The organism is Comamonas halotolerans (genome assembly GCF_030162935.1).
Classification (GTDB): Bacteria; Pseudomonadota; Gammaproteobacteria; order Burkholderiales; family Burkholderiaceae_C; genus Comamonas; species Comamonas halotolerans.
Genome location: NZ_JASAUZ010000044.1, coordinates 1 through 447, shown reverse-complemented (window position 1 = coordinate 447; position 447 = coordinate 1). Strand labels below are relative to the sequence as shown.

The window sequence follows — 447 nt, the reverse complement described above, 5'->3', positions numbered from 1 at the left end:
TACGCTTGGGATAGCTGTCTGCCAGCGCCCAGCGCCATGCCGCATCCACATTGGCTGCGCCCTGATAGTCGGCAAACAGGCTGTCGGCGATCTCGACCACGGTGCGCTGCTGGAACAAAAAGCTGTCGCTGCGCCAACGCAAAAAAGCCAGCCACGGCTCGATACGCAGGCGATAGCGTGCAAAGCCTCCGTTGCTGGCCAACAGTGCAAAACTGGTGACATAGCCGTGCCAGCCACGCGGGCCCCCCTGGGCCGTCTGCAGGTCCACACGCACGGCTTTGCCCAGCAGACTTTTAAGCGGTATGTGGGCATCGTCGCTGAGCGCATCCACCATCAACGCAAAGCCACCCGCATCCATGCTCTCACGGCCTTGCAGGCGCTCGGCCAAAAGCTTGTCTTCACCCAGTGGCGTACGCAGACGCAACAGACGATTGGCTTGTGTGTAGT

1 protein-coding gene is annotated in these 447 nt (G+C 61.1%); it reads right to left on the bottom strand.

Features of this window, described 5'->3' with window-relative positions; translation table 11 throughout:
- The coding region (locus QEP11_RS14335) for a contractile injection system protein, VgrG/Pvc8 family (protein WP_284337334.1) at positions 1–447 on the bottom strand (447 nt) is incomplete at both ends.